Genomic DNA, 21610 nt, shown 5'->3' with positions numbered 1-21610 from the left:
CTGGACATCTTCTGCAAGCCCATACCCGCCTTCGCCACAGCAACCGAGTGGACGAGGTGCCGAGTCATGAGCACGGCAACCGTTTCCGATTTCCATGCGGCGATGACCAGCGCGGGTGGCCCGCTGCTCGGTGATGTCGAGTTCCAGTTCCTGCGTGATTTTGTCTACAAGCAATGCGGTATTGCGCTGAGTGAACAGAAGCGCCAGCTCGTGCAGGGTCGCCTGCTGCGCCGCCTGCGTGCATTGGGATTGAAAGATTTTGCCGGCTATTGCGAGGTGCTGCGCCGCGATCCCGAGGGCGAGCTGGGCGAACTCGCCAGCGCGATCAGCACGAACGTCACCTCGTTCTTCCGCGAGATGCATCATTACGACTTGTTGGTCGGCGAGCTGCTGCCGCGCTGGTTGGAAGCGAAGAAACATGGCGGACGCCTGCGCATATGGTCCGCCGGCTGCGCAACCGGCGAAGAGCCTTACGCTCTCGCGATGGTGCTGGCCGAAGCGCTTGAGCGTACCGGCAGCAAAGTCGATGCGCGCATCCTCGCGACCGATCTCTCGCCTCAGGCGCTGGAGCATGCGCGTGGCGGTGTGTACACGCTGGAACGCATGGGTGGCATCAGCGACGAACGCCGCCGACGTTGGTTCCTGCGCGGCGAGGGCCGCTATGAAGGCGCTGCCTGCGTGCATCCGCGCTTGCGCGAGCTCGTCACCATCCAGCCGCTCAATCTTTTGCATGACTGGCCCATGCATGGGCCGTTCGATGCCATTTTCTGCCGCAACGTGGTGATCTATTTCGACAAGCCGACCAAGCAGCGCCTGTTCGATCGCTACGCTGGCTTGCTCGAACCGGGCGGCTATTTGTTCCTGGGTCATTCCGAATCGATGTACGGCCTCAGCGATTCGTTCGAATTGGTCGGTCGTACGGTCTATAAGAAGAAAGTGTCATGACAGCACCGGTGCGAGGCGTCGCCGTTGCGCCTACTACCAGCGAGCCCGTATTGCCCGGCTTCGAGCACATGCGCCGATTCTGGGATCCCACGCATGGCTGCATGACCGTGAAAGTGCTGCCCGGCGAGTACTACGTAAGCACGCAGGAGGAAATGATCTCCACCGTGCTCGGTTCATGTGTTTCAGCCTGCGTTCGCGATGCTGAGCGCCGCATCGGCGGCATGAACCATTTCATGCTGCCGGAGCCGATGAGCGGCGAGCGCAACGACTGGTCGTCGGCGGTAGGCCGCGCGGCACGCTACGGCAGTGACGCGATGGAGCAGCTGATCAACGCCGTGCTGAAAGCCGGTGGCCGGCGCGAAGCGCTCAGCGTGAAAATCTTCGGCGGCGGCCGCGTGCTGGCGCAGATGACCGACGTGGGCCAGCGCAACATCGCATTCGTGAAGCGCTATCTGGAAACCGAGCATCTGCCGATCGTGGCCGAAGACGTGGGCGATATCTACCCGCGCCAGCTGCAGTTTTTCCCGAACAGCGGACGGGTTCGCGTGAGGCAGCTGCGCAGCCAGCGCGATGCCGAGCTGGCCGCCAACGAGCAGCGCTACCTCAAGCGTTTGGCGAACGATCCGATAAAGGGAGAGGTGGAGCTGTTCTGAAGCTCCTCCCTGGTTGAAGCATTGAGCGAGAAGGCGGTAATGGAAAAAGTCCGTGTCCTGGTGGTTGACGATTCCGCACTGGTGCGCAAGCTCCTGTCGGCCATGCTCGATTCCGATCCCGGTATCGAGGTCGTCGGCGTGGCCGCCGACCCGCTGATCGCGCGTGACAAGATCAAGCAGCTCAATCCCGATGTGCTCACGCTCGACGTGGAAATGCCGCGCATGGATGGGCTGACCTTTCTCGAAAACCTGATGCGCCTGCGGCCGATGCCGGTGGTGATGGTGTCGTCGCTGACCGAGCGCGGCGCGGAAGTGACGCTGCGTGCGCTGGAAATCGGCGCGGTGGATTTCTTCACCAAGCCGTCGAGCGATCTCGCCAACTGCTTTGCCGAAAGCGCGCAGGAAATCTGCGCCAAGGTAAAAATGGCGGCGCGCACGCGTCCACGCCCTTACACGCAAGTGCAGAAAATCGATGTGCCGCCGCGCCTTTCCGCCGACGCGGTATTGCCGCGCTCGCAATCGCCGGGCACGCGCGGCAGCACGCGCATCATCGCGGTGGGCGCATCCACCGGCGGTACCGAAGCGATTCGTGTGCTGCTGGAAGCGATGCCGCCGGATGCGCCGCCGATCGTCATCACCCAGCACATTCCCGCGGCTTTCAGCGGCCCGTTCGCCACACGCATGAACAACTGTTCGGCGATGCGCGTGTGTGAAGCGCGCGATGGCCAGCCGATCCAGCCCGGCCATGCCTACATAGCACCCGGTGGCGAGCATCTGCTGGTGATGTGGGATGGCGCCAAGCACGTTTGCCGTCTGCATGACGGTCCGCAAGTGAATCGCCACAAACCCAGCGTGGATGTGTTGTTCCGCTCCACCGCCGCCAGTATCGGCGCCGCTGCCATCGGTGTGCTGCTTACCGGCATGGGCGACGACGGTGCGCGTGGCCTGCTGGAGATGCGCGAAAACGGCGCCCCGACGCTGGTGCAGGACGAAGCAAGTTCCGTGGTGTGGGGCATGCCCGGTGCCGCGTGGAAGCTCGGTGCCGCCGATGAAAAACTCCCGCTCGAAGACATCGCCGCACGGCTCCTGGTGCTGGCGCAACAACCCATCGCCGGTGCACGACGCGCCGCATCCTGATGTATTGGAATCGCCTATGTCCGCTATTCTTTCCGCCACCGCTCCACGCCCTCTCGTCGGCATCGGCGCGAGCCTCGTCGCCCTGCTGCTGTGCCTGATCTGGAATCCGGTATGGATGGCGCCGGTGTTGGTCACCGCCGTTTGCGCGGTGTGGATCTTCGAATGCCGCCGCCTTTCTGCTCCCTCTGTTGTCGTGGACGTCGCGCCGGAGCCCGACCACGCACCGGTGCGCGAAGCACTGGAAGACGTGCGTGGCGCGCTGGTCGATGAACTCGGTCATGCATCGCGCGAACTGCACCAGGCGCTGGATCTGCTGCGTGATGCAGTATCCGAACTGGGCGGCGGTTTTGACGGACTGTCGCAGAAAACCGGTTTGCAGCAATCGCTGCTGAAACAGATCATCGACGTGCAGAATGGCGGCGTGTCCGTGCAGGACTTCGCGGCGCGCACGGGTGACCTGCTGGAGCATTTCGTTGGCCTGATCGTGCAGCTCTCGCGCGAAAGCCTGCGCATCGTCTATCGCATCGACGGCATGTCGAAGGAAATGGATGCGGTGTTCGCCCTGCTGAAGAACGTCAACACCATCGCGGAAGAAACCAACTTGCTGGCGCTGAATGCGGCGATCGAAGCTGCGCGTGCGGGCGAGGCGGGCCGCGGCTTCGCCGTGGTGGCGGGCGAAATCCGCAATCTCGCCAGCCATTCCAACCAGTTCAACGAGCAAATCGGCAGCCACGTGGAGCGTGCGCGCATTGCGATGGAGCAAGTACGCGGCCTGGTCGGTGAATTGGCGTCGCAGGATCTGAACGTGGCGTTGTCCGCCAAAGGCGGCATCGACGCCATGATGGCGCACGTGACCGAAAGCGATGCGCGTACTACTGCGGTCGCTGACAAGGTGGTCGAGATCAATCGCGGCCTGGGCTCCGACGTATCCACCACCATTCGCTCGCTGCAGTTCGAAGACATCCTGAGCCAGCTGCTGAATCAGACGCGTACGCGCCTGGTGGAATTGCAGGGCATTGCCTCCGAAACCACGCGCGACATCGAAACGCTGGCCTGCGAGACCTTCGATGCGCAGGTGCTGCGCCAACATTCCGACCGCGTACGCGAACGCCTTGCCATGCAGCGCGAAAAAGCACGCATCCGTTCGCGCGGCCCGGCCTTGCAGAGCAGCATGGACGCTGGCGAAATCGAATTGTTCTAAGGAGTCGACGTCATGAATCTCAATGTTCAACATGACACCGAGCAGGATTGCCTCACCCTGCAATTCAGCAACCGCTTCGACTTCAGCGTGCATCGAAGCTTTCATGAAGCGTGCCTGGGCGAACGCAAGTCGCGTAGCTACGTGATCGATCTGGGCGAAGTGGAGAGCATGGACAGTTCTGCGCTGGGCATGCTGCTGCTGCTGCGTGAGCACGCCGGTGGCGATCGTGCGGAGATCCGTATCGTCAATGCGAGCAGTGCGTTGCGTGGAACGCTGCGCGTAGCAGGGTTTGATAAGTTGTTTACCTTGCACTGACGTGCAGCCGTCGATCTGTAGGTTGGGGTGAAAACCCTGATTTATCCCCACGTTTTTCGAGCTGTTCAAGGATGGGCTTTTTCGCGGCCAATCCTTAGCATTTTTACCTCGGCGTCATTCCGGCGAAGGCCCACTGCTGTCCGGGGAAGTTCCGTAATACCTCACCGTCATTCCGGCGAAGGCCGGAATCCATGCTTCGTACTGGCGATGGATTCCGGCCTTCGCCGGAATGACGGTGAGGTAAGGTTGAAGGCTACGGTGAGAACAAGTTGCTCACTGCATTCCTTTGCAAAAAGTGCCTATGGAACGGCAGTTTTCTGAGCTTCGGAAAAATCTTCCCCGGACAACAATGGGCGAAGGCCGGAATCCATGGTGAATGCGAAGCGTGGATTGACCAGCTTCGCTGTTGTAAAGCTCCTCGGCCTTCGCCGGAATGACGGCTCGGTCATTTAATAGATATTGGCCAGCTTGCTGATTTTGTTCAGATCATCAAGCAGAAAACGTGGGGATAGCTCAGGGCGCAAACCTCAACGTCGGGACGCCTGTGATCGCGGCGATGTTGGGGTTGGCACACCAACCTACTGGCTGTTTACGTTGTGCGAGATCTTGCGCGGAGGGCAGGGTTATCGGATAAAGTTGTAGGCCTGCATAACGTGAAGGACCATGGCATGTGCTGGCAGCTTGTCAGATCAGGCGCGATGAAGGGATGCTTGGCGATATGGGGAGCGGCGTTGACGGCATGCGCCCTGGCATCGCCTCATCCGGCAACATCCTCGTTTCGCACCTTGTCCCCGGCGCAATGCGCGCCGCCGTCCAAAGCCGGCTATGACGGCCCATTGGCGGCAGATTGGGATGCCTATAAACCCTATGTAAGAGCCTGCCCCCTGGGAGCTTCGGCGAAAGCGCCGGCCCAGCTGTGGTTGCTGACGGTATTCGCGCAGCCTTATCTGGATGACCATCCCGGGGAAACGGCATGGCCGAATTTTCCCCGTCCTTTGCTCGTCACCGCCGACGGCCACTGCTTGGCGCGTCTGCCGGAACTGTTTCCGTTCGATGAACCGCGCACCCTGAGCTTGCGCTATGGATCGTCGCTGGGCGGCATGCCGGGCGAAATCCGCGTGCATGTCAGCAACCCAGCCGCAGGTGGGGATTACGACTTGCCCGTGTTGCGCTGGACACCCACGCAGCATGCATACATCGCGCAGAACGCGACCGATGAATACACCAAGGACGACATGACATGCCGGAATTGAAAGCCGTACTGGACGCCGCGTACAACATGCCCGACTCGCTGCATTCGTGCAGCAATTTCGTTTGGCACGCGATTCAAGGCTATGTGCCGGATCAGCCCTACATGGTCGCCAACGATCTGGTGAAATTTCTTGCGCGAAGCTCGGATTGGGAAGAGCTGGATCCCAACGACAGCCGCACGATGGCCGATCTCGCCAAGGCGGGAGCATTGGTGGTGGGTGGCAGCGAAGATCATCCCAACGGACACGTGCTCGTGGTGTATCCGGGGGATGTGAAAGACTCTGGCGGCTACGCCTACTCGTACAACGGCAAGACGCTGATCATGCGCTCGCATGGGCTGTATGCGCGTTCGATGTCGCGTTCGCTGATCAATTGGCCGGGCGCCAAGAGCGATGGCGACAAGACGGTGTGGGATGCCTGGGCCGGGCCGAAGTTCGACAAGGTGCGCTTCTGGGTGCTCAAGTCCACCAAGCCGCCGAAATAGCTGGCTGCATTTTTCCATACCGCACAAAAAAACCGACAGTGTGGGCTAGCACTGTCGGCAGGTTCACACGCAAGTTTTGAATTGTTGAAGCGTCTTACCAGGCTTTCACGTCGACCACGGTGAGCGAGTAGCTCTGCATGTCCGACTGGTAATGCAGCAGGCGGCCCAGGTCGAAATCCACCGACTGGCCGGGGCTGATGTTGGTGGTGCCGGCGGGCCAGCCGGTCTTGGTAGCGAGTACGTTGCCGGAACCGTCCTTCGCATCCACACGCACCTGCGCGGCCGCGGCCGCGGCGCAGTTGTTGACCAGCTTGCCCTTCACGCTGAGGCGGGTGGCAATGCCCGTACCCACCGCGGTGACTTTGACGTCCTGAATCGCGAAATCGGTAGCTGCACAGGCCGCATGGGCGGCGATGGGGGCGACCAGCAGCAAGGTCGCGGCGAGCACGGTCTTCATGTGTCAGTCCTCAGGGTCGAATCGCCAAGAGCACGGCTTGTAATCACTATCGGCCTGAGTGGGACGAAACTTTAGAGGCGTTCGGATTCCATTCGCGCACGCGTCAGCGCGCCGCATGCATGCAGCGTATTGCAACAACGAGGATGGTTTCGGTCGCAAAAAAAGCCGACGGCAAACGCCGTCGGCAGATTCGCAACGAACTGGTAATGCTGGCGTGTCTTACCAGGCTTTCACGTCGACCACGCTGAGCGAGTAGCTCTGCATGTCCGACTGGTAATGCAGCAGGCGGCCCAGGTCGAATTCCACCGACTGGCCGGGGCTGACGTTGGTGGTGCCGGCGGGCCAGCCCACCTTGGAGGCGAGCACGTTGCCGGAGCCGTCCTTCGCATCCAGGCGAACCTGGGCAGCGGCGGCAGCGGAGCAATTGTTGACCAGCTTGCCCTTGACGCTCAGACGGGTGGCGACACCCGTGCCGACTGCGGAGACTTTGACGTCCTGGATGGCGAAATCGCCAGCGGCACAGGCGTGGGCAGCGATGGGAGCGACCAGCAGCAGGGTCGCGGCGAGTACGGTCTTCATGGATGAGTCCTTAGGGGGAAAAAGGGCGTATACGTCGAAACAGCAGTCGGAAAGGGTTATCGACCTGGGCGGGACAAACTTTAGGGACGCCTGCATTCCCCGAAGACTCAAAAGAAAACCCCCGGCAAGCCGGGGGTTTTCGGGCAGCTCACACTTGCGTGCGGCGATCTATCAGAAGCGGTATTCCACCGAAGCGGAATAGGCCGCCACGTTCGTGCGGTTACGACCGACGCCAACGTAGTTCTCGCTGGTGCTGTTGCCGGTGTTGATGCGGTAGTTGTCGTAGTTCAGACCGACGCTGAAATGCCTGGTCAGGTCATAACCCACGCCCAGACCCGCATACAGACCGTTGTTGTAGGTCGTGTAGTTGGTGCCGAAGCCGCCGGAGGCGAGGTCGAACTTGGTCTGCGAACGCAGGTAGCCGGCGTGCGCGGTAACGAACCAGTTCTCATACACGTTGTACTTGCCGTTCACGCCGATGGTGACGGCACGGGCCTTGGTGGAAAGCGAGGCAAAGCCGTCGCCGATATCAGCCTTGGGGCGACCCAGGTAGGCATAACCGATTTCCGGACCAACGATGCCGTTCCAGCGCCAGCCGAAGCGCACGTTCTGGAACACGCTGTTGTTGTGGTCGAGCAGGCTGGTGCGGGCCTGGGTCTGGCCAAGCTGGCCGTCAACGAAGAAGTTGTCTTGCCAGTTGGGGTTGACGTTGGCGCCGTAGGTAGGGGTGCTGGCGTCGTCCGCATGAGCGGCCTGGCTCAGCACGGGGGACAGGGCAAGCGCGGCCACGGCGGCCGAGAGGACTAGCTTATTCATGGAGGACTCCATCTCTTTCTTATGTGCCGTCGGCGCGATGGGGAAGTCGCGGCGAGGGGCCGTGCGGGGATACACGACGTAACAAGTTTGTAACAATAGTCCTGAACAAAGCTTTTCCGGGTGTTTCACGGCGCGCGCGCTGTTCAGTTTTGCCGCTGCGCGGCAGCAATTTCATGCGAGTCCGAAATCGAGGCGGCACAACGCCTGCGCGTGACCTCTGGCAGGGGAGCAGGGTATGCGCACATGGCTAGGATCGTGGCCTTACGCCGCCTTCACGTTCATGTTGGCGGCCTCGCGCACCAGGAGACGCCCTTGAAACGCACCCCGCTTGCCACCGCCATCCTTGCCACCGTGCTGGGATGCACCGCCCTCGTCGTTCATGCCGACGATGTGCCCGCCCCGCAGAACGTTCCCTACAGCGCCGGCACGATCAAGATCGACGTGGACGCCTCCGATATCGCCCACCGTGTGTTCCGCGTGCACGAAACGATCCCGGTTGCGGCGGCCGGCAAGCTGACGTTGCTGTACCCGGAGTGGATTCCGGGCAACCACTCGCCCACCGGCCCGATCGACAAATTCGCCGGCCTCACCGTGAAGGCCAATGGCAAGGTGCTGCCGTGGACGCGTGACGAGTACAACGTGTACGCGTTCAACGTCGATGTGCCCCAAGGCGCCGGCAGCGTGGAGGTGGACTTCCAGTTCCTCTCGCCGCAGGACACCCGCCAGGGCCGCGTGGTGATGACGCCGGAAATGCTCGATCTGCAATGGAACACCGTCACGCTCTATCCAGCCGGCTATTTCGCGCGCCAGATCCAGACCGAGCCAAGCGTCACGCTGCCGGCCGGCTGGCAGTTCGGTTCTGCTCTGGAAGTCGCCTCGCAAGACGGCGGCACCGTGCACTTCAAGCCGATCAACTACGACGACCTGGTCGACTCGCCGATCTATGCCGGCAAATACTTCAAGCGCGTCGATCTCGATCCGGGCGCAAGCACGCCCGTGCACATGGACCTCGTGGCGGATGATCCGAAGTATCTGGAGATCAAGCCTGAGCAGCTGAAAGCCCACCAGGCCCTGGTGCAGCAGATGTACAAGCTGTACGGCGCGCATCACTACAACCACTACGACTTCCTGTTCTCGCTCAGCGACAAGATGAGCGGCAACGGCCTGGAGCATCACCGCTCCAGCGAAGACGGCACGCCCAGCGGCTACTTCACCGACTGGGACAAGACCTGGGTGATGCGCGACCTGCTCTCGCACGAATTCAACCATTCCTGGGACGGCAAGTACCGCCGCGGCTTCGATCTGGCCACGCCGAATTTCAACGTGCCGATGGGCGATTCGCTGCTGTGGGTGTACGAAGGCCAGACGCAGTTCTGGGGACAGGTAATGGCTGCGCGTTCCGGCTTGTGGAGCGACAAGCAGTTCGAGGAAATGATCGCCGCCGTCGCCGCGAACTATGACAAGGGTCGCCCGGGCCTGGCCAGCTGGCGCAACGTGCAGGACACCACCAACGATCCCACCATCGCCCTGCGTCGCCCGCTGCCGTACCGCAACTATCAGGGTAGCGAGGATTACTACTCCGCCGGCCAGATGATCTGGCTGGACGTAGACGGCAAACTGCGCGAACTCACCGGCAACAAGAAGACCATCGACGATTTCGGCAAGGCCTTCTTCGGTGTGAATCCAGGCGCGTGGGATGTCGATACGTACACCTTCGACGATGTCGTGAAGACCCTCAACAACATCGCGCCGTATGACTGGAGCAGCTACCTGCGCACGCGCCTCGACGGCCATGGCCCGCTCATCGGCGGTCTCGAATCGCACGGCTGGAAGCTGGTCTACAACGACAAGCCCTCCGATGCGATCAAGGCGGTCGAAGCATTCCGCAAGTCGGCGGATTTCATGTATTCGCTCGGTATGTCAGTCGGCAAGGAAGGCGCCCTCATGGACGTACTGTGGGACAGCCCCGCTTTCAATGCCGGCATCTCGCCCGGCATGACCATCGTCGCCGTCAATGGCCACAGCTACGACCCGGATACGCTCAAGGATGCAGTGACTGCCGCCGCGAAAGACAGCAGCCAGCCGATCGAGTTGCTGATGAAGAACTTCGACCAGTACAAGACCGTGCGCATCGACTATCACGGCGGCCTGAAGTATCCGCATCTGGAGCGTGATACCAGCAAGCCGGATACCTTGAGTCAGCTCATCAAGGCGAAGTGATCATTGCGATTGCTTGCGACAAGCCGTGACCTGCTCCCTCCCCTGCATGCAGCAGGGGAGGGCTGGGGTGGGGTGAAGCCCTCCATCTAGCGGAAGGCTCACCGGAGCCGATGGGCATCCCCACCCACCTCCGCTATACTTCCCGTCCGCTCGGCGCCCATCCCCTTGGGATCCATCGCGCCAGCATTCACCATGCGCCCGTAGCTCAGCCGGATAGAGTAGTGGCTTCCGAAGCCATTGGTCGGGGGTTCGAATCCCTCCGGGCGCGCCATTTTCTCTGACTCAGCATGGTTCCTTGTGCGTCATGAGATGCGCTCGTCAAAACCACAGCGAGCTAGGCAAAAGGTGAGCAAATGAAACGCACGTGGACGATCATTGCGGTGAGCGATGTGGCCGCAAGCTTTCATTGGTACCAGTCGCTGTTTGGACAGCCGATAGCCTCTCCCGCGCATACCTATTTTGGGCAAGTCCTCGACGCGGACGGCACGGTGTTGCTCTGCCTCCATCAGTGGGGCGCTCACGACCATCCGTCGTTGACCAGTCCTGATAGCGGCATGCCGGGCAACGGTTTGCTTCTGTTCTTCCGGGTGGATGACTTCGACATGGCTCTGGCGAGGGCGCGTGAGCTCGCCGCCCGGTTTGAAGAGGAGCCGCACATGAATCCCAATACTGGAACGATGGAGTTCTCGCTGCGAGATCTGGACGGGTATTACGTCACAATTAGTTCGCTTAATCAGATCAACTAATGGATGGTATGAATGATCAGCAGATGGCGTTTCCTTACTTGCTTCGCGTTGTTGTTTTTGGTTTGTGTGTGGCAAACCGCTCCGGCCTTTCCTCTCGATAGCAGCGAAAAAACATCGCTTCAACAATCATTGACCGAGCTTGCAGTACGCGCTCGTCCCGGCTTGCTTGGCATCACCGTGCTTGATCTGAATACCGGTGCACAGGTACGGATACGTGCTGATCGTGCTTATCCCATGATGAGTGTATTCAAGGCCTCCGTTGCGGCTACCGTGCTTGCGCAGGTCGACGCTGGGCATCTCTCGCTGGAACAAAAAGTAACCCTGACTCGCGCTGATATCGTGGATGGATCCGCCGTTCCGTCCATCGGCGCCCACTTCCATGGCGATAGCATGGCGTTCACGGTCAATGAACTGTTGAGCGCCGCAGTAAGCGAAAGCGACAACACCGCTGCTGATGCCTTGGTGCGTTTGGTGGGTGGTCCCAAGGTAATCACTGCATTCTTGCGTTCGCATGGCATGGAAGGTATGCGCGTGGATCTGGATGAGGCCGGCGTTGACCGGATCTTCCAAGGGACGGATCATGGCGAGCAGATTCCTGCTAACGAAACAGCACAGGAAACGCTTGCGCGCCGCCGTCGTGGTTACCGTGATTATCTGAGCGATCCACGTAACCGGACGACACCCGATGCCGCTGCAGAGCTCCTGAAGCAGCTTTGGAAAGGTCAGCTGCTGTCGTCAGTCTCCACGCAACACTTGTTGCAACTCATGTATGACCAAACTGTGCCCCATCGCCTGCGAGCCGGTTTGCCCAACGGTGTGCGTCTGGCCGACAAATGCGGCACCTCTGTGTCGTTTGAAGGGGAAACAGCTGCTTACAACGATATTGGCATCATGACCTGGCCAAACGGCCACACGGTTATCGTCGCTGCCTTCCTCACGGCCTCTCGAGCGGACAAGGCAGAAAGAGATGCCTTATACGCGGAGATCACCAGAAGCGTTGTTAGAGCAGTCATGCATTGATCAAAGCGAGCGCGGTACAAATTTTTTTGAGCGTTCAACGCTGCATGAAATCCATGACGTTCGTTTTATGAAAATCAGCATGCTGCAAAAGGTTTTCTGAGTTACCACCGTCCTGCGAATGCCATCGCATTTTTGCGATAACAGCCTGCGCCATAGTTCGCGGGCTGTCCCATCCCCGTCGTCACTGACGACTCTTTCGTAAGGATATGGAAAGTATGCGCACGTTCCCCAAGATGCACACGGCCATGCTGGTCGTGATGATGGCTTCGTCATGCTTCGCGGCAACCTCTGCTGCTGCCGTCACGGTGGCCGTATCACCCACGCAGGTTTCACTTTCTGCCAATGGCACGCAGCCATTCACGGCGACGGTGTCCGGCAGCAGTGATCAAAACGTCACCTGGCTGGTCAATGGTGTGCCGGGCGGTGCACCGAGCCTTGGCACTATTTCCGCGAGCGGCGTTTACACCGCGCCAGCGGGTGCGCCGGCATCATTTACCGCCACCGTTACGGCGCAGACTGACGCAGCGCCGCTCGCTACCAGCAGAGCATCGGTAGCAGTGGCGGCGTCGACGTATGGCGGCTCTACGTACTACGTCGCAACCACCGGCAGTGACAGTGCTAGCGGCGGCGCCACCACGCCTTGGCGCACCATCCAACACGCCATGAATACCGTACCTGCCGGCGCGACGGTGCAAGTGGCAGGCGGTACCTACAACGAGCTGGTGACCATCACCCGTTCCGGCACCGCTACGGCCGGCTACATCACGTTGATGTCCGCGCCGGGACAACTCGCCACCATCGATGGCACGGGTCTTGGCGTGCCGCAAGGCCAGCAAGGTTTGATCACGCTGCAAAACGCCAGCTACGTGCGCGTGATCGGCCTGCAATTGCAGAACTACACCTCCAACTCGTCGAACCTGGTGCCGGCGGGCCTTTTCATCGAGGGGTCGGGCGACCATATCGAGATACGCAACAACCATATCCACAACATCGTTACCACGGTGAAGACATCGTCGGGCGATGCGTTCGGCCTGGCGGTCTACGGCACTGCGACCACGCCGATCAGCAACCTCATCATCGACGGCAATGAGCTGGATCATCTCACCACTGGCTACAGCGAATCATTGACGGTGAACGGCAACGTACAGAACTGGCAGGTGACCAATAACCGTGTGCACGATAACGACAACATCGGTATCGATGCGATTGGCTTCGAAGGCACCGCGCCCACGACCAGTCTGGACCAGGCCCGCCAAGGATGGATCGCGGGCAACACGGTTTACAACATCACCTCTACCACCAATCCGGCCTACAACGATCAGCCGGGCGCCGATGGCATTTATGTGGATGGCGGTACGCATATCACCATCGAGCAGAACAGCGTGCAGGCGGCGGACCTGGGGATCGAACTGGCCAGTGAACACTCCGGGCATGACACCAGCTACGTCACCGCGCGCAACAACCTGGTGTTCTACAGTAACGTCGTTGGCATCTCCATCGGCGGCTACTCGTCGTCGGTGGGCGGCACGGATCACTGCACCATCGTCAACAACACCTTGTTCGAGAACGACACCACGCAGTCGGGCACCGGCGAATTCCAGGTCCAATACCACGCCAGCCATAACGTATTCGCCAACAACATCCTGTATGCCAATGGCCAGGGTTTGCTGGTGAACAGTTTCGTGACATCGAGTACGGCGCCGGTGACGCTGGAAAATGATCTGTTCTATACAAGCGATGACGGAGCGTCTGCGAATTGGGTTTGGAACAACCAGTCCTACACCGATTTGGGCAGCTTCCAGCAGGCCAGCCAGAGTGAGTCCAGTGGTTTGCTCGCCGATCCGCTATTCATCAGCACGTCCACGCCCAGCTTGCAGCTTTCCGCCGGATCACCAGCCATTGGTAGCGGCGTGAATCTCGGCTTGGCGAGCGAGGGAGCCTACGATTACGCAGGTTCATCACGCGATACCAACAGTGGCTTGATTGATCGCGGCGCGTATCAGAACTGACGGGCGAGTACAGCGTTGTCCAGCGAGTGTTGGCGATGACATGCGTCACCGCCAACATCTGCGTGCTGGAAAGCCAAGGAGCCTCCGATTTATTCAATCAGGGTCGATTGAAACGCGTAGGCTGGGATGGAATCCCAGCTTTCTTGCAGTTCCAAGTGCTGGGATTTCATCCCAGCCTACACGGGCACCCGGTCGCGCGGAATGAATCGGAGATTCCCTAATGCACATAATTCAACGCAATCGCTGGTGTGACAGTCGTTGCGCTGTTGTGCCCGCCCGTAAAAACGCGAACGCCGACCAGTACACCGAGATTGTTTCGCCAGTTGTATTCGAGGGCAGGCGCAAATCCGACATAGGCGCTCGAAGGGGAGCGATAAGCCACGCGTGTCGAATCTGCAACGCCTGTTACGCGCGCACCTTCGGCGTAGTGATACGCCAGGTCGAGCGCCAATACCCAGCGCTGTGTGATGCTGTATTCCCAGGCGGCGTCGACGTTGAATGCGCGCCCAGGCTTGGCGTCGCCGTGGAAACCTTCGGGCGTGCCGTAGATGCTGAGGTTGTCCACTTGCGTTTGGCGGGAGAAGGAACCACCCAGGTTGAATCGCATACGCAGGATGCGTCCATTCGGCATCCAGAAATAGGTTTGGGTATTCAACTGCACGGTCGTGGTGTAAGCACCACTGCCTTGTGCATCCACCAGAGGGTTGCGTAACTGATCGTATCGACCCGTCGGCAGGGTTTCCTGCACCATCAGCGCCATGGCGGGTATGGCGCTTCCTTCCCGGAACGACGTCAAGCTGTACTGCGCCAGGATGCTCGCATCGCCCACGCCTGCGCTACTCGTTCCGTTCGTTGCGCGGTTGTAGGTGAACGTGGGGATGACTCCAAGCATCAGCCGGTTCGTGACACCGTACTCCATGTATGTCAAGGAACCGAAGCTATCCACGTGCGGTGAGCGTACGTCGTAGAGATACGGTTCAATCAGGAAGTGGCCTTTCGGCAAGGCGGCTGCCGAGTTGGCCATCATCGGTCCGGTCCACCAGGCTTCACCAAGCGACTGTTGATCTGCATCGGAGGCCGAAACTGGGTTGGGTATGACGTAAACCAGTGTTGCCAACATGACCACGGCAAGCGGCCACCGCGCATGCTTGCACGTCATCGGCTGCGTACCCCTGCGCTGCCTTTGTTCTCGCCAAGTACGGAAGCGAACAGCCGTCGCCATGCCGGCGGGTCTTCGTGCCCATGCGCGTGCTCGGTGGTGCCATTGCGTGTCGTCAATTCGACGTCATGCATGTGCTTGTTCGGCTGGGCAAGCAGCAGGGCGACGGGGCCATCGCCCATGCCAACATAAGGCACATCGCGTACGCGGTGGCTATCGACAGCTGCGAACAAACCGTTCGCCTGCGCCGTCGTCAGCATCGCGCTACCCATCGTGTCGTAGCGACCTTCGTCGATGGCTTCGGATGCCATGTTCGACAGATGGGCCAGTGTCGCCTGCATGGGGCCGCAGCCCAGGCTTATCCTGCGCACCCCAAGTTTGCCAAGTGCCTGCGAGGCAGGCGCGCCTGGATAGCCTGCATAGATGTTGAGCGGCACGGGCAGCGCTCGGGCTAGTGTGGCGATTTCCTGCAGATCGGCCAGACCGGGTACGAAAATGCCGTCAGCTCCTGCATCGATATACGCGAGTGCACGCACGCGTGTTTCTTCCAGCCTCGCGGCGGCTGACAGCTCTTTGGTGCAATACGTGTCAATGCGCGCATTGATGAAGAGCCGCAGGTCGTGGTGACGTGCAACCGTTCGCACGCAGGCGATGCGTTCGCAAAGCACAGCTGGGTGCGCCAGCGTTTGCGTGCCCGGCACCGTACCGTCCTCAATGTTGATGCCCACCACGCCAAGCTGGATCAGTGCGCCCACCAGGCCGCCGGTATCCTGTGCATCACGGCCGTAACCGCGCTCGATATCCACGCTGACCGGCACCCTCACGGCTCGGCAGGTTCGCTTGCACGCGGCCAGCAACTCCTGCACGGGCATCTTCTCGCCATCGGCGTAGCCCAGCGACCACGCCATGCCCGCGCTGGTGGTGGCAATGGCCTTGCTGCCAGCGTTCTCAATGACGCGTGCACTGGCGACATCCCATGCATTGGGCAGCACCAGCGGCGCCGGGCCGGTATGCAGCTGGTGAAAGTATTCCGCGCGTTCTTTCTGCTCGCGATTCATGCACTTGGCCTGTATCCACACCCGCCGACCGGGTGAGTGAAGCAGACCATTTGGAGGCCTGGCCGCGCTGTCAGAATCTTTAGTCGTTGCCTCGTGGCACAGGCCAAAGCCGGCGCGAGCTTGCTAAGCTCAAGCCTCCTGTGAAGAACACCACTGGCGTGCCGCCATGTCGGAGCTCCGCTCCCAAGTCCTGCTGTCGACGGAGTCGTTGACGTTGCGAAACGTCCACTGCACCGGCACATGCCGTCATCGCAGTGCGGAGGAGTGTGCGTCCACCACGCAGCTGGTTTTCCCGTATCGCGGCCTTTACTTGCGTCATGTGGGAAAAGACCAGGCAGTGGCGGATGCCAACCATGTGCTGTTCTTCAATGCGGAGGAGGGCTATCAGGTCAGCCATCCGCTGGATGGCGGAGACGCCTGCCTGTCCCTGAAACTGGACCAGGCATTGCTGGCGGAGCTGGCGCCGAAGGCGTTGTTGCAAGCCCACGCCGGCGTAGCCTTCCGTGCGCAATCGCAGCGCATCGATGCACGCGCGCAGGCGCTGGTGGCGCTGCTGCGTCATAGCCTGGAGAACGGCAGCATCGAGCCATTGGAAGCGGAAGCCTTGGTGCTCACCCTGGTTTGCCGCAGCCTGGGGCCACGCACATCGCGGCAGCCGGCGTCGACACATGCGCGCCGCCGGCTTGCCGACCGTGTAAAGGTGTTGCTCGCCAGCGACCTTTCGCGACGCTGGACGCTAGCCGAGATCGGCAAGGAAATCGGCAGTTCGCCGGTCTACCTCACGCAGGTGTTCCGGCAAGTCGAGGGCATGCCCTTGTACCGCTATCAATTGCAGTTGCGCCTGGCGCGTTCGCTCGATCTCATCAAGCACTACGATGATCTCTCTGCCTTGGCTTTGGAGCTGGGTTTTTCGAGCCATAGCCATTTCGCCAGCGCATTCCGGCAAGCCTACGGCCACTCGCCGGCCGACTTCCGTCGCTCGTCGCAATAGCTAAAGAATTCGACAGCGCCCAACTACATCGGATGATTTCCTGAGCGTGCCCGTTGACGGGCCACACCAGGAGAAAGTCATGAGCGAAAAAACCTGTGCAGCGTGCGATTGCGCGCTGGACGATACCGTCATCCAGGTCACCATCGGTGGCCGTGTGGTGGAAGTGTGCTGCGAGGAATGCGCGCAAAAACTCGGCGAAGCCAACGCCAAGAGAGGTGCCTGACATGCGCACCGGCAAGCGCCTCGTCATCGCGTTATGCATGCTTGGCGCCTTTGAGCCGGCGTTCGGCGCCGCCGCCATGGCGGCGCAGGATGCCATCGCCACGCGCGTACAAACCCTGTTGCATGCCAACTATGCGGAGTGCGGGAAACTCGCCGTGGTCGATCACGTATTGACGCTTGAAAAGCGCCTTGGCGCATACCGTGCTGCGCATACCAAGAAAGAGCTTATCTATCGCATCAACGCCGATTTGTGGGTGGCGACCAAAGATCGGCGGGTAAGCGTGCACGAACAGACCGAGCCTTTACCGGCGGATACCCGGCGATACGCGCTTGGCCAGGGTCTTGATCTCTATGTGCCGAAAAACCCGCCCTGATGGGGCACCTTATAACGCGCCTGGAAGTACTTCCGGCACGCGGAGCGTCGACCGCATGCGCGCATACTGAACCTCGGCAAGCTTTCCGGTTCGTTGTCGCACAAGCTTCGGGGGCTTCATGGCGAATATCGGTTCGGAACGTTTTTCTCCGCTCGTCCTGGCGAGAATCGTCGGCGTCGTATCGCTGATTGGCATCGTCACCGGGGCATTCGACATCGGCTACGTTCGCAGCGCCTTGATCGTGCCTGGCGATGCTGCGGCCACCGTGCACAACATTGCTACGCACGAAACGCTGTTCCGGCTAGGTTTCACTGCCCACATCGTGCTGTTGTTATGCAACGTACCGGATGAAGTCATCAGCTTCATCCTGTTCCGGCGGGTAAACGGTGTAGTGGCAGCCATTGCGATGGGTTGCGGCCTGATTGGTACGGCGATCGAAGGTCTCGACATGATCAACGCGTACGTGCCGTTGAAGCTGGCGGCCGAGAGTGGCGCCATGCTTGCATTCAATCCGGCGCAGTTGCAGGCGCTGTCTTACCTGTCGTTGCAGCTGCAGGACACGGGTCTGCTTATTTCCTTCGCGTTTTATGGGTTGGATGAAATGCTCGCCGGTTATTTGATTTTCCGGTCCGGCTTTTTGCCACGGATTATCGGCCTGCTGCTCGCCCTTTCCGGATTCTGTTATTTCACCGATGGATTTCTCAGCTTCATCGCACCCTCGCTGCAGGAGCGGTTGCTGCCCTATCTGCTTTTTCCATGCCTGCCTGGTGAGGGCTCGCTGGCCTTGTGGCTCACCTTTGTTGGCTTGAATGTCGAAAAGTGGCGGGTATGGGCCGCCCATCCTCGGACGGCGAACTGGATGCCCTGAGTGGAGTGGCTGCCAGGCAGCCGAATGCGACTTGTCCCCGTGCTCCATCCCCTTGAGCGCGGACATGTCCGGACAGGCTCCAGGAGTTCTCATACTGACTGCCAAGGGCTAATGTACGCAGGCGAACAAGGGGCTGTTATGGAACGACAGGCAGGGGCAGAGCGGATGGCGAGCAGTGAAAAGCGGGAAGATGGTGCGCTATGGCTGACCATGGCCGATGGGCAGCGGCTTTTCCTGCGCGATTGGCCAGGGCAGCGTGCGCACGATGCGGTGTTGATCGTGCATGGGCTGGGTGAGCACAGCGGGCGTTACGAAGCGTTGGCGCAGTGGTTTCTGGCGCACGGTTATGCGGTGCGCAGCTACGATCAGCGCGGGCATGGGCGCTCGCCGGGTCAACGTGGTGCTTTACGGCGTAGCGACGATCTGCTGAGTGACCTGGCCACGGTTTACGAGCACTACGCGACTAGCCTGGGAACGCCGCCATTGCTGCTTGGCCATAGCATGGGTGGCCTGGTTGCGGTGCGGGCGGTGCTCGACGGTCGTGTAGAACCGCCCAGACTGGTGCTTTCGTCACCGGCGTTGCGCTCCTATGAAGCACCGTGGCTGCATCGCCTAGCGGCCGTGCTCACGCGGACGTTGCCGAATCTGCCGCTGCGCAACGGCTTGCCGCTGGACGGCTTGTCGCACGATACGAACGTGCTCGACGCCTACCGCAACGATCCACTGTGCATGCGCTCGGTGACACCGCGCCTGGCTGATTTCATTTTCCGCGCCGGTGCGTCGAGCATCGCCGATGGATGGCGCCTGCGCGTGCCGACCTTGTTGCTGGCCGCCGGCAGCGATCGACTGGTGGACCCTTCCGGCAGCCGCGAATTTTCAAATAATGCGTGGGCAACAAAACACCTTACCAGCCGGTTCTTCGATACCTTGTTCCATGAGCTGTTCAACGAAACAGAAACAGGGCGGCGTCAGGTGTTGGCGCAATTGCTCGACTGGCTGCGGCGCACGCGCGTGTGAAAAGGATGGACGAGGATTCAGACGAATTTGCGGTAAACGATAAAGCCCGATTTCTCCGCCACCTTGTCGTACAGCTGCATGGCGGTGGCATTCGTTTCGTGGGTTTGCCAGTACACGCGTTGGCAGCCGGCCTCTGACGCAGCTTGGTAAACCGCCTCGATCAGCGCCCGGCCCACGCCCTTGCCACGAGCCGACTCGTTGGTAAAAAGATCCTGCAGGTAGCAGCTTGGCTCGAGCTGGATGGTGCTGCGATGAAACAGGTAGTGCGCCAAGCCAAGCAAGTTGCCGTCTTGTTCGGCAACCAGCGCGTGTACGGGTTCGTAGGCGTCGAAGAAGCGTTGCCATGTTGTTTGCGTGATGTGCATCGGCAGGGCGATGGAACCACTTCTGCCGTAGAAGGCGTTGTAGCCTTCCCATAACGGCAACCATGCGGAAAAATCCGCCTTCCTTGCCGGCCTGATCGCGAAGGGCTTGGTCATGCGGTATTCCCGGATGGATGGATGGTCATCAACTTGCAAAACCTGCTCGACGGCATGCTACAGGATCGATCGTGGCATCAACCGGATCAACTAGGTCGACGCATCGACATGCTGGAGCAATGCGAAACCTGGCTTGTCCATCATGGCGATGCCGGGGAGCCGGCGCTTAAAGAGCGTATTGAGGCCCTGATGCTCGAGTTGGAAACGATCAACCAGCATCTCTACCAATCCGTTCGCGAAGACATACGACAAGGTCGAGGAGCAGCCAGCCTGCTGCAATGGGCAACGACGATGCCTCACGATGGCGAGGAAGAAAGTTACGATCCGCTCGATGCCCTGGTCAGTGGCGTGCTCGATCTTGCTGAGCCTGGCGATGTACCCGCACTTGAAGCGGAGATGGTGTTCTACCAGCCGACGCCGGCACGCCATATCTTCGACTTCATCGCGCGTGCCTCGATCGATGAGCACGACACCGTCATCGATCTTGGCTCCGGTTTGGGGCATGTCACGTTGCTAACGGCTATCTGCACGCCGGCACGCTGCCTGGGCATCGAATGGCAGCGTGCTTATGTGGCGACTGCGAAGCAATGCGCGCAGGCGTTGAATCTGCGCAACGCGACGTTTATCGCGCAGGACGTACGGCAGGCGCAGTTGTCGGAGGGTACGGTGTTTTATCTGTATACGCCGTTCACCGGCACGATGTTGCGTACGGTGCTGAACATGCTGGAGCGTGAAGCAAAGAGCCGTGCGATTCGGTTGTGCACATTGGGGCCTTGCACCGAGGTGATAGGCAGAGAGCCATGGCTGGCGACAGATGACGCTTGTGACCCTCGATGTGCCACATTGTTTCGCAGCCGCTAAAGCTTTGCTTGCGCGGCGCCAGCCTATGCGCCTGTTTAAAAACGGCAGCGAAAAATGCCGCAGCACTCACGCTGCTGCGGCATGAATCGCTTTGCTTGATGGTGTTTTTTTCTGTTACGGACGCGGTCCTCGACGTATGCCGCCAAAGATCAGCGACAGCACGAACAGAATGACGAACACGATGAACAGAATCTTCGCAATACTCGCTGCCCCAGCGGCAATGCCGCCGAAACCGAACACGGCGGCGATGATGGCGATGATGAAAAATACGGCGGCCCAGTAAAGCATGGCAATCTCCATCCGGATCGATTGAGTAGCCGGGCGCGATGAGGCGTTCGGCGTTATCGATTCGATCAATGCGACCGTGAATGGTACGTACGTGTGGTGTACGTAGCGGTTGCGTGATTCATGCAGATGAAGGGAATGCCTAAGGCGTGTGCGCAGGGTGTGTAAGGTTCGCTGTTATTCAGTGAAGCATCGCAGGTTTTGGTGCAAATCTTATGCGCTCCCGCTATTCCGGCAACAACCGAAGTTCGCATTGATGCTGTTTCAGAGCGAGTTGTCATTCCGGCGAAGGCCGGAATCCATGCTTCGTACTTGCCATGGATTCCGGCCTTCGCCGGAATGACGGTGAGGTACTACGAAACTTCCCCGGACAGCAGTGGGCTTTCGCCGGAATGACGTCGAGGCAAGACTGACTTTTTCGCGGTAGAAGACGCTGCTGAGGTCGGCATCGTAGGTTGGGGTG

Annotated in this window: 24 protein-coding genes and 1 tRNA gene; 18 read left to right on the top strand and 7 right to left on the bottom strand. The window is 60.2% G+C overall.

The genetic code is table 11. The features are described 5' to 3' along the window. The first annotated feature begins 66 nt into the window (after positions 1-66). From IEX75_RS07575 to IEX75_RS07545, 7 genes are all read left to right on the top strand, one after another. Positions 67-945 carry a CheR family methyltransferase gene (locus IEX75_RS07575; protein WP_188793613.1) on the top strand — a complete coding sequence of 293 codons (879 nt, stop codon included), beginning with the start codon at positions 67-69 and terminating at the stop codon, positions 943-945. After that, positions 942-1598 carry a chemoreceptor glutamine deamidase CheD gene (gene cheD, locus IEX75_RS07570; protein WP_188793612.1) on the top strand — a complete coding sequence of 219 codons (657 nt, stop codon included), beginning with the start codon at positions 942-944 and terminating at the stop codon, positions 1596-1598. The genes IEX75_RS07575 and cheD overlap by 4 nt, the downstream gene beginning before the upstream one ends. Before the next feature lie 39 nt (positions 1599-1637). After that, positions 1638-2735: a protein-glutamate methylesterase/protein-glutamine glutaminase gene (locus IEX75_RS07565; RefSeq protein ID WP_188793611.1), complete on the top strand. Its 1098-nt coding sequence runs from the start codon at positions 1638-1640 to the stop codon at positions 2733-2735. A 16-nt stretch (positions 2736-2751) separates the two neighbouring features. Further along, a complete protein-coding gene (locus tag IEX75_RS07560) occupies positions 2752-3936 on the top strand; it encodes a methyl-accepting chemotaxis protein (RefSeq protein ID WP_188794375.1) in 1185 nt (394 codons plus the stop codon). Between the two features lie 12 nt (positions 3937-3948). Further along, positions 3949-4251 carry an STAS domain-containing protein gene (locus IEX75_RS07555; RefSeq protein ID WP_188793610.1) on the top strand — a complete coding sequence of 101 codons (303 nt, stop codon included), beginning with the start codon at positions 3949-3951 and terminating at the stop codon, positions 4249-4251. 668 nt (positions 4252-4919) lie between these two features. Continuing rightward, the gene (locus IEX75_RS07550) at positions 4920-5504 is read left to right on the top strand and encodes a hypothetical protein (protein ID WP_188793609.1); all 585 of its coding nucleotides are present in this window, start codon (positions 4920-4922) and stop codon (positions 5502-5504) included. After that, positions 5492-5986, top strand: coding sequence for a hypothetical protein (locus IEX75_RS07545; protein ID WP_188793608.1), 495 nt, complete (start codon positions 5492-5494; stop codon positions 5984-5986). Before IEX75_RS07550 ends, IEX75_RS07545 begins: the two co-directional genes overlap by 13 nt. Positions 5987-6080: 94 nt before the next feature. Here IEX75_RS07545 and IEX75_RS07540 read toward each other — a convergent pair whose 3' ends face one another. The 3 genes from IEX75_RS07540 to IEX75_RS07530 form a co-directional block, all read right to left on the bottom strand. Continuing rightward, positions 6081-6443: a hypothetical protein gene (locus IEX75_RS07540; RefSeq protein ID WP_188793607.1), complete on the bottom strand. Its 363-nt coding sequence runs from the start codon at positions 6441-6443 to the stop codon at positions 6081-6083. A gap of 219 nt (positions 6444-6662) precedes the next feature. Then, positions 6663-7022 carry a hypothetical protein gene (locus IEX75_RS07535; RefSeq protein WP_188793606.1) on the bottom strand — a complete coding sequence of 120 codons (360 nt, stop codon included), beginning with the start codon at positions 7020-7022 and terminating at the stop codon, positions 6663-6665. 171 nt (positions 7023-7193) lie between these two features. Next, a complete protein-coding gene (locus IEX75_RS07530; RefSeq protein ID WP_188793605.1) occupies positions 7194-7838 on the bottom strand; it encodes an outer membrane protein in 645 nt (214 codons plus the stop codon). Between the two features lie 312 nt (positions 7839-8150). On the opposite strand from IEX75_RS07530, the gene IEX75_RS07525 reads away from it, so the two are divergent. From IEX75_RS07525 to IEX75_RS07505, 5 genes are all read left to right on the top strand, one after another. After that, positions 8151-10058 (top strand): M61 family metallopeptidase, encoded by a 1908-nt coding sequence (locus IEX75_RS07525; protein ID WP_423373110.1) that lies wholly within the window; start codon positions 8151-8153, stop codon positions 10056-10058. A gap of 194 nt (positions 10059-10252) precedes the next feature. Next, positions 10253-10329: transfer RNA gene (locus IEX75_RS07520), tRNA-Arg, on the top strand. 82 nt (positions 10330-10411) lie between these two features. After that, positions 10412-10804, top strand: coding sequence for a VOC family protein (locus IEX75_RS07515; RefSeq protein ID WP_188793603.1), 393 nt, complete (start codon positions 10412-10414; stop codon positions 10802-10804). A gap of 12 nt (positions 10805-10816) precedes the next feature. Next, entirely contained in the window at positions 10817-11824 is a 1008-nt protein-coding gene (bla, locus tag IEX75_RS07510) for a class A beta-lactamase (RefSeq protein WP_188793602.1), read from the top strand. 215 nt (positions 11825-12039) lie between these two features. Beyond that, positions 12040-13833, top strand: coding sequence for a right-handed parallel beta-helix repeat-containing protein (locus IEX75_RS07505; protein WP_188793601.1), 1794 nt, complete (start codon positions 12040-12042; stop codon positions 13831-13833). A gap of 217 nt (positions 13834-14050) precedes the next feature. Here the strand turns inward: IEX75_RS07505 and IEX75_RS07500 are convergent, their stop codons facing one another. Further along, entirely contained in the window at positions 14051-14992 is a 942-nt protein-coding gene (locus IEX75_RS07500) for a transporter (protein ID WP_188793600.1), read from the bottom strand. Next, positions 14989-16050, bottom strand: coding sequence for an isocitrate lyase/PEP mutase family protein (locus tag IEX75_RS07495; RefSeq protein ID WP_188793599.1), 1062 nt, complete (start codon positions 16048-16050; stop codon positions 14989-14991). The genes IEX75_RS07500 and IEX75_RS07495 overlap by 4 nt, the downstream gene beginning before the upstream one ends. A gap of 166 nt (positions 16051-16216) precedes the next feature. Here IEX75_RS07495 and IEX75_RS07490 point away from each other — a divergent pair, with 166 nt between their 5' ends. The 5 genes from IEX75_RS07490 to IEX75_RS07470 all read left to right on the top strand — a co-directional run bounded on the left by IEX75_RS07490 (position 16217) and on the right by IEX75_RS07470 (position 19522). Then, positions 16217-17041, top strand: a complete 825-nt coding sequence (locus IEX75_RS07490; RefSeq protein WP_188793598.1) for a helix-turn-helix transcriptional regulator — start codon at positions 16217-16219, stop codon at positions 17039-17041. Positions 17042-17120: 79 nt separating this feature from the next. Next, positions 17121-17264: a hypothetical protein gene (locus IEX75_RS07485; RefSeq protein WP_188793597.1), complete on the top strand. Its 144-nt coding sequence runs from the start codon at positions 17121-17123 to the stop codon at positions 17262-17264. A gap of 1 nt (position 17265) precedes the next feature. Beyond that, complete coding sequence (locus IEX75_RS07480; RefSeq protein ID WP_188793596.1) at positions 17266-17637, top strand: hypothetical protein; 372 nt, start codon at positions 17266-17268, stop codon at positions 17635-17637. A 118-nt stretch (positions 17638-17755) separates the two neighbouring features. Further along, the gene (locus IEX75_RS07475; RefSeq protein ID WP_188793595.1) at positions 17756-18505 is read left to right on the top strand and encodes a DUF4386 domain-containing protein; all 750 of its coding nucleotides are present in this window, start codon (positions 17756-17758) and stop codon (positions 18503-18505) included. A gap of 138 nt (positions 18506-18643) precedes the next feature. Then, complete coding sequence (locus IEX75_RS07470; RefSeq protein ID WP_308422109.1) at positions 18644-19522, top strand: alpha/beta hydrolase; 879 nt, start codon at positions 18644-18646, stop codon at positions 19520-19522. A 17-nt stretch (positions 19523-19539) separates the two neighbouring features. Here IEX75_RS07470 and IEX75_RS07465 read toward each other — a convergent pair whose 3' ends face one another. Beyond that, complete coding sequence (locus IEX75_RS07465) at positions 19540-20001, bottom strand: GNAT family N-acetyltransferase (RefSeq protein WP_188793594.1); 462 nt, start codon at positions 19999-20001, stop codon at positions 19540-19542. Between the two features lie 21 nt (positions 20002-20022). Between IEX75_RS07465 and IEX75_RS07460 the strand changes: the two genes are divergently transcribed. Beyond that, positions 20023-20862, top strand: a complete 840-nt coding sequence (locus tag IEX75_RS07460; protein WP_188793593.1) for a methyltransferase domain-containing protein — start codon at positions 20023-20025, stop codon at positions 20860-20862. A gap of 114 nt (positions 20863-20976) precedes the next feature. Here the strand turns inward: IEX75_RS07460 and IEX75_RS07455 are convergent, their stop codons facing one another. Next, the gene (locus tag IEX75_RS07455) at positions 20977-21150 is read right to left on the bottom strand and encodes a DUF1328 domain-containing protein (protein ID WP_188793592.1); all 174 of its coding nucleotides are present in this window, start codon (positions 21148-21150) and stop codon (positions 20977-20979) included. Positions 21151-21610: the final 460 nt, after the last annotated feature.

This window comes from Dyella nitratireducens (assembly GCF_014642835.1).
Taxonomy (GTDB): Bacteria; Pseudomonadota; Gammaproteobacteria; order Xanthomonadales; family Rhodanobacteraceae; genus Dyella_B; species Dyella_B nitratireducens.
Note: the sequence above shows the minus strand (reverse complement) of the source record. Positions and strands in the feature narration are given on the sequence as shown.

What these genes read in the sequence shown, in the direction of transcription:
- IEX75_RS07575 (WP_188793613.1), top strand. Translation starts at nt 67, where the DNA reads ATGAGCACGGCAACCGTTTCCGATTTCCATGCGGCGATGACCAGCGCG.
- cheD (WP_188793612.1), top strand. Translation starts at nt 942, where the DNA reads ATGACAGCACCGGTGCGAGGCGTCGCCGTTGCGCCTACTACCAGCGAG.
- IEX75_RS07565 (WP_188793611.1), top strand. Translation starts at nt 1,638, where the DNA reads ATGGAAAAAGTCCGTGTCCTGGTGGTTGACGATTCCGCACTGGTGCGC.
- IEX75_RS07560 (WP_188794375.1), top strand. Translation starts at nt 2,752, where the DNA reads ATGTCCGCTATTCTTTCCGCCACCGCTCCACGCCCTCTCGTCGGCATC.
- IEX75_RS07555 (WP_188793610.1), top strand. Translation starts at nt 3,949, where the DNA reads ATGAATCTCAATGTTCAACATGACACCGAGCAGGATTGCCTCACCCTG.
- IEX75_RS07550 (WP_188793609.1), top strand. Translation starts at nt 4,920, where the DNA reads ATGTGCTGGCAGCTTGTCAGATCAGGCGCGATGAAGGGATGCTTGGCG.
- IEX75_RS07545 (WP_188793608.1), top strand. Translation starts at nt 5,492, where the DNA reads ATGCCGGAATTGAAAGCCGTACTGGACGCCGCGTACAACATGCCCGAC.
- IEX75_RS07540 (WP_188793607.1), bottom strand. Translation starts at nt 6,443, where the DNA reads ATGAAGACCGTGCTCGCCGCGACCTTGCTGCTGGTCGCCCCCATCGCC.
- IEX75_RS07535 (WP_188793606.1), bottom strand. Translation starts at nt 7,022, where the DNA reads ATGAAGACCGTACTCGCCGCGACCCTGCTGCTGGTCGCTCCCATCGCT.
- IEX75_RS07530 (WP_188793605.1), bottom strand. Translation starts at nt 7,838, where the DNA reads ATGAATAAGCTAGTCCTCTCGGCCGCCGTGGCCGCGCTTGCCCTGTCC.
- IEX75_RS07515 (WP_188793603.1), top strand. Translation starts at nt 10,412, where the DNA reads ATGAAACGCACGTGGACGATCATTGCGGTGAGCGATGTGGCCGCAAGC.
- bla (WP_188793602.1), top strand. Translation starts at nt 10,817, where the DNA reads ATGATCAGCAGATGGCGTTTCCTTACTTGCTTCGCGTTGTTGTTTTTG.
- IEX75_RS07505 (WP_188793601.1), top strand. Translation starts at nt 12,040, where the DNA reads ATGCGCACGTTCCCCAAGATGCACACGGCCATGCTGGTCGTGATGATG.
- IEX75_RS07500 (WP_188793600.1), bottom strand. Translation starts at nt 14,992, where the DNA reads ATGACGTGCAAGCATGCGCGGTGGCCGCTTGCCGTGGTCATGTTGGCA.
- IEX75_RS07495 (WP_188793599.1), bottom strand. Translation starts at nt 16,050, where the DNA reads ATGAATCGCGAGCAGAAAGAACGCGCGGAATACTTTCACCAGCTGCAT.
- IEX75_RS07490 (WP_188793598.1), top strand. Translation starts at nt 16,217, where the DNA reads ATGTCGGAGCTCCGCTCCCAAGTCCTGCTGTCGACGGAGTCGTTGACG.
- IEX75_RS07485 (WP_188793597.1), top strand. Translation starts at nt 17,121, where the DNA reads ATGAGCGAAAAAACCTGTGCAGCGTGCGATTGCGCGCTGGACGATACC.
- IEX75_RS07480 (WP_188793596.1), top strand. Translation starts at nt 17,266, where the DNA reads ATGCGCACCGGCAAGCGCCTCGTCATCGCGTTATGCATGCTTGGCGCC.
- IEX75_RS07475 (WP_188793595.1), top strand. Translation starts at nt 17,756, where the DNA reads ATGGCGAATATCGGTTCGGAACGTTTTTCTCCGCTCGTCCTGGCGAGA.
- IEX75_RS07470 (WP_308422109.1), top strand. Translation starts at nt 18,644, where the DNA reads ATGGAACGACAGGCAGGGGCAGAGCGGATGGCGAGCAGTGAAAAGCGG.
- IEX75_RS07465 (WP_188793594.1), bottom strand. Translation starts at nt 20,001, where the DNA reads ATGACCAAGCCCTTCGCGATCAGGCCGGCAAGGAAGGCGGATTTTTCC.
- IEX75_RS07460 (WP_188793593.1), top strand. Translation starts at nt 20,023, where the DNA reads ATGGTCATCAACTTGCAAAACCTGCTCGACGGCATGCTACAGGATCGA.
- IEX75_RS07455 (WP_188793592.1), bottom strand. Translation starts at nt 21,150, where the DNA reads ATGCTTTACTGGGCCGCCGTATTTTTCATCATCGCCATCATCGCCGCC.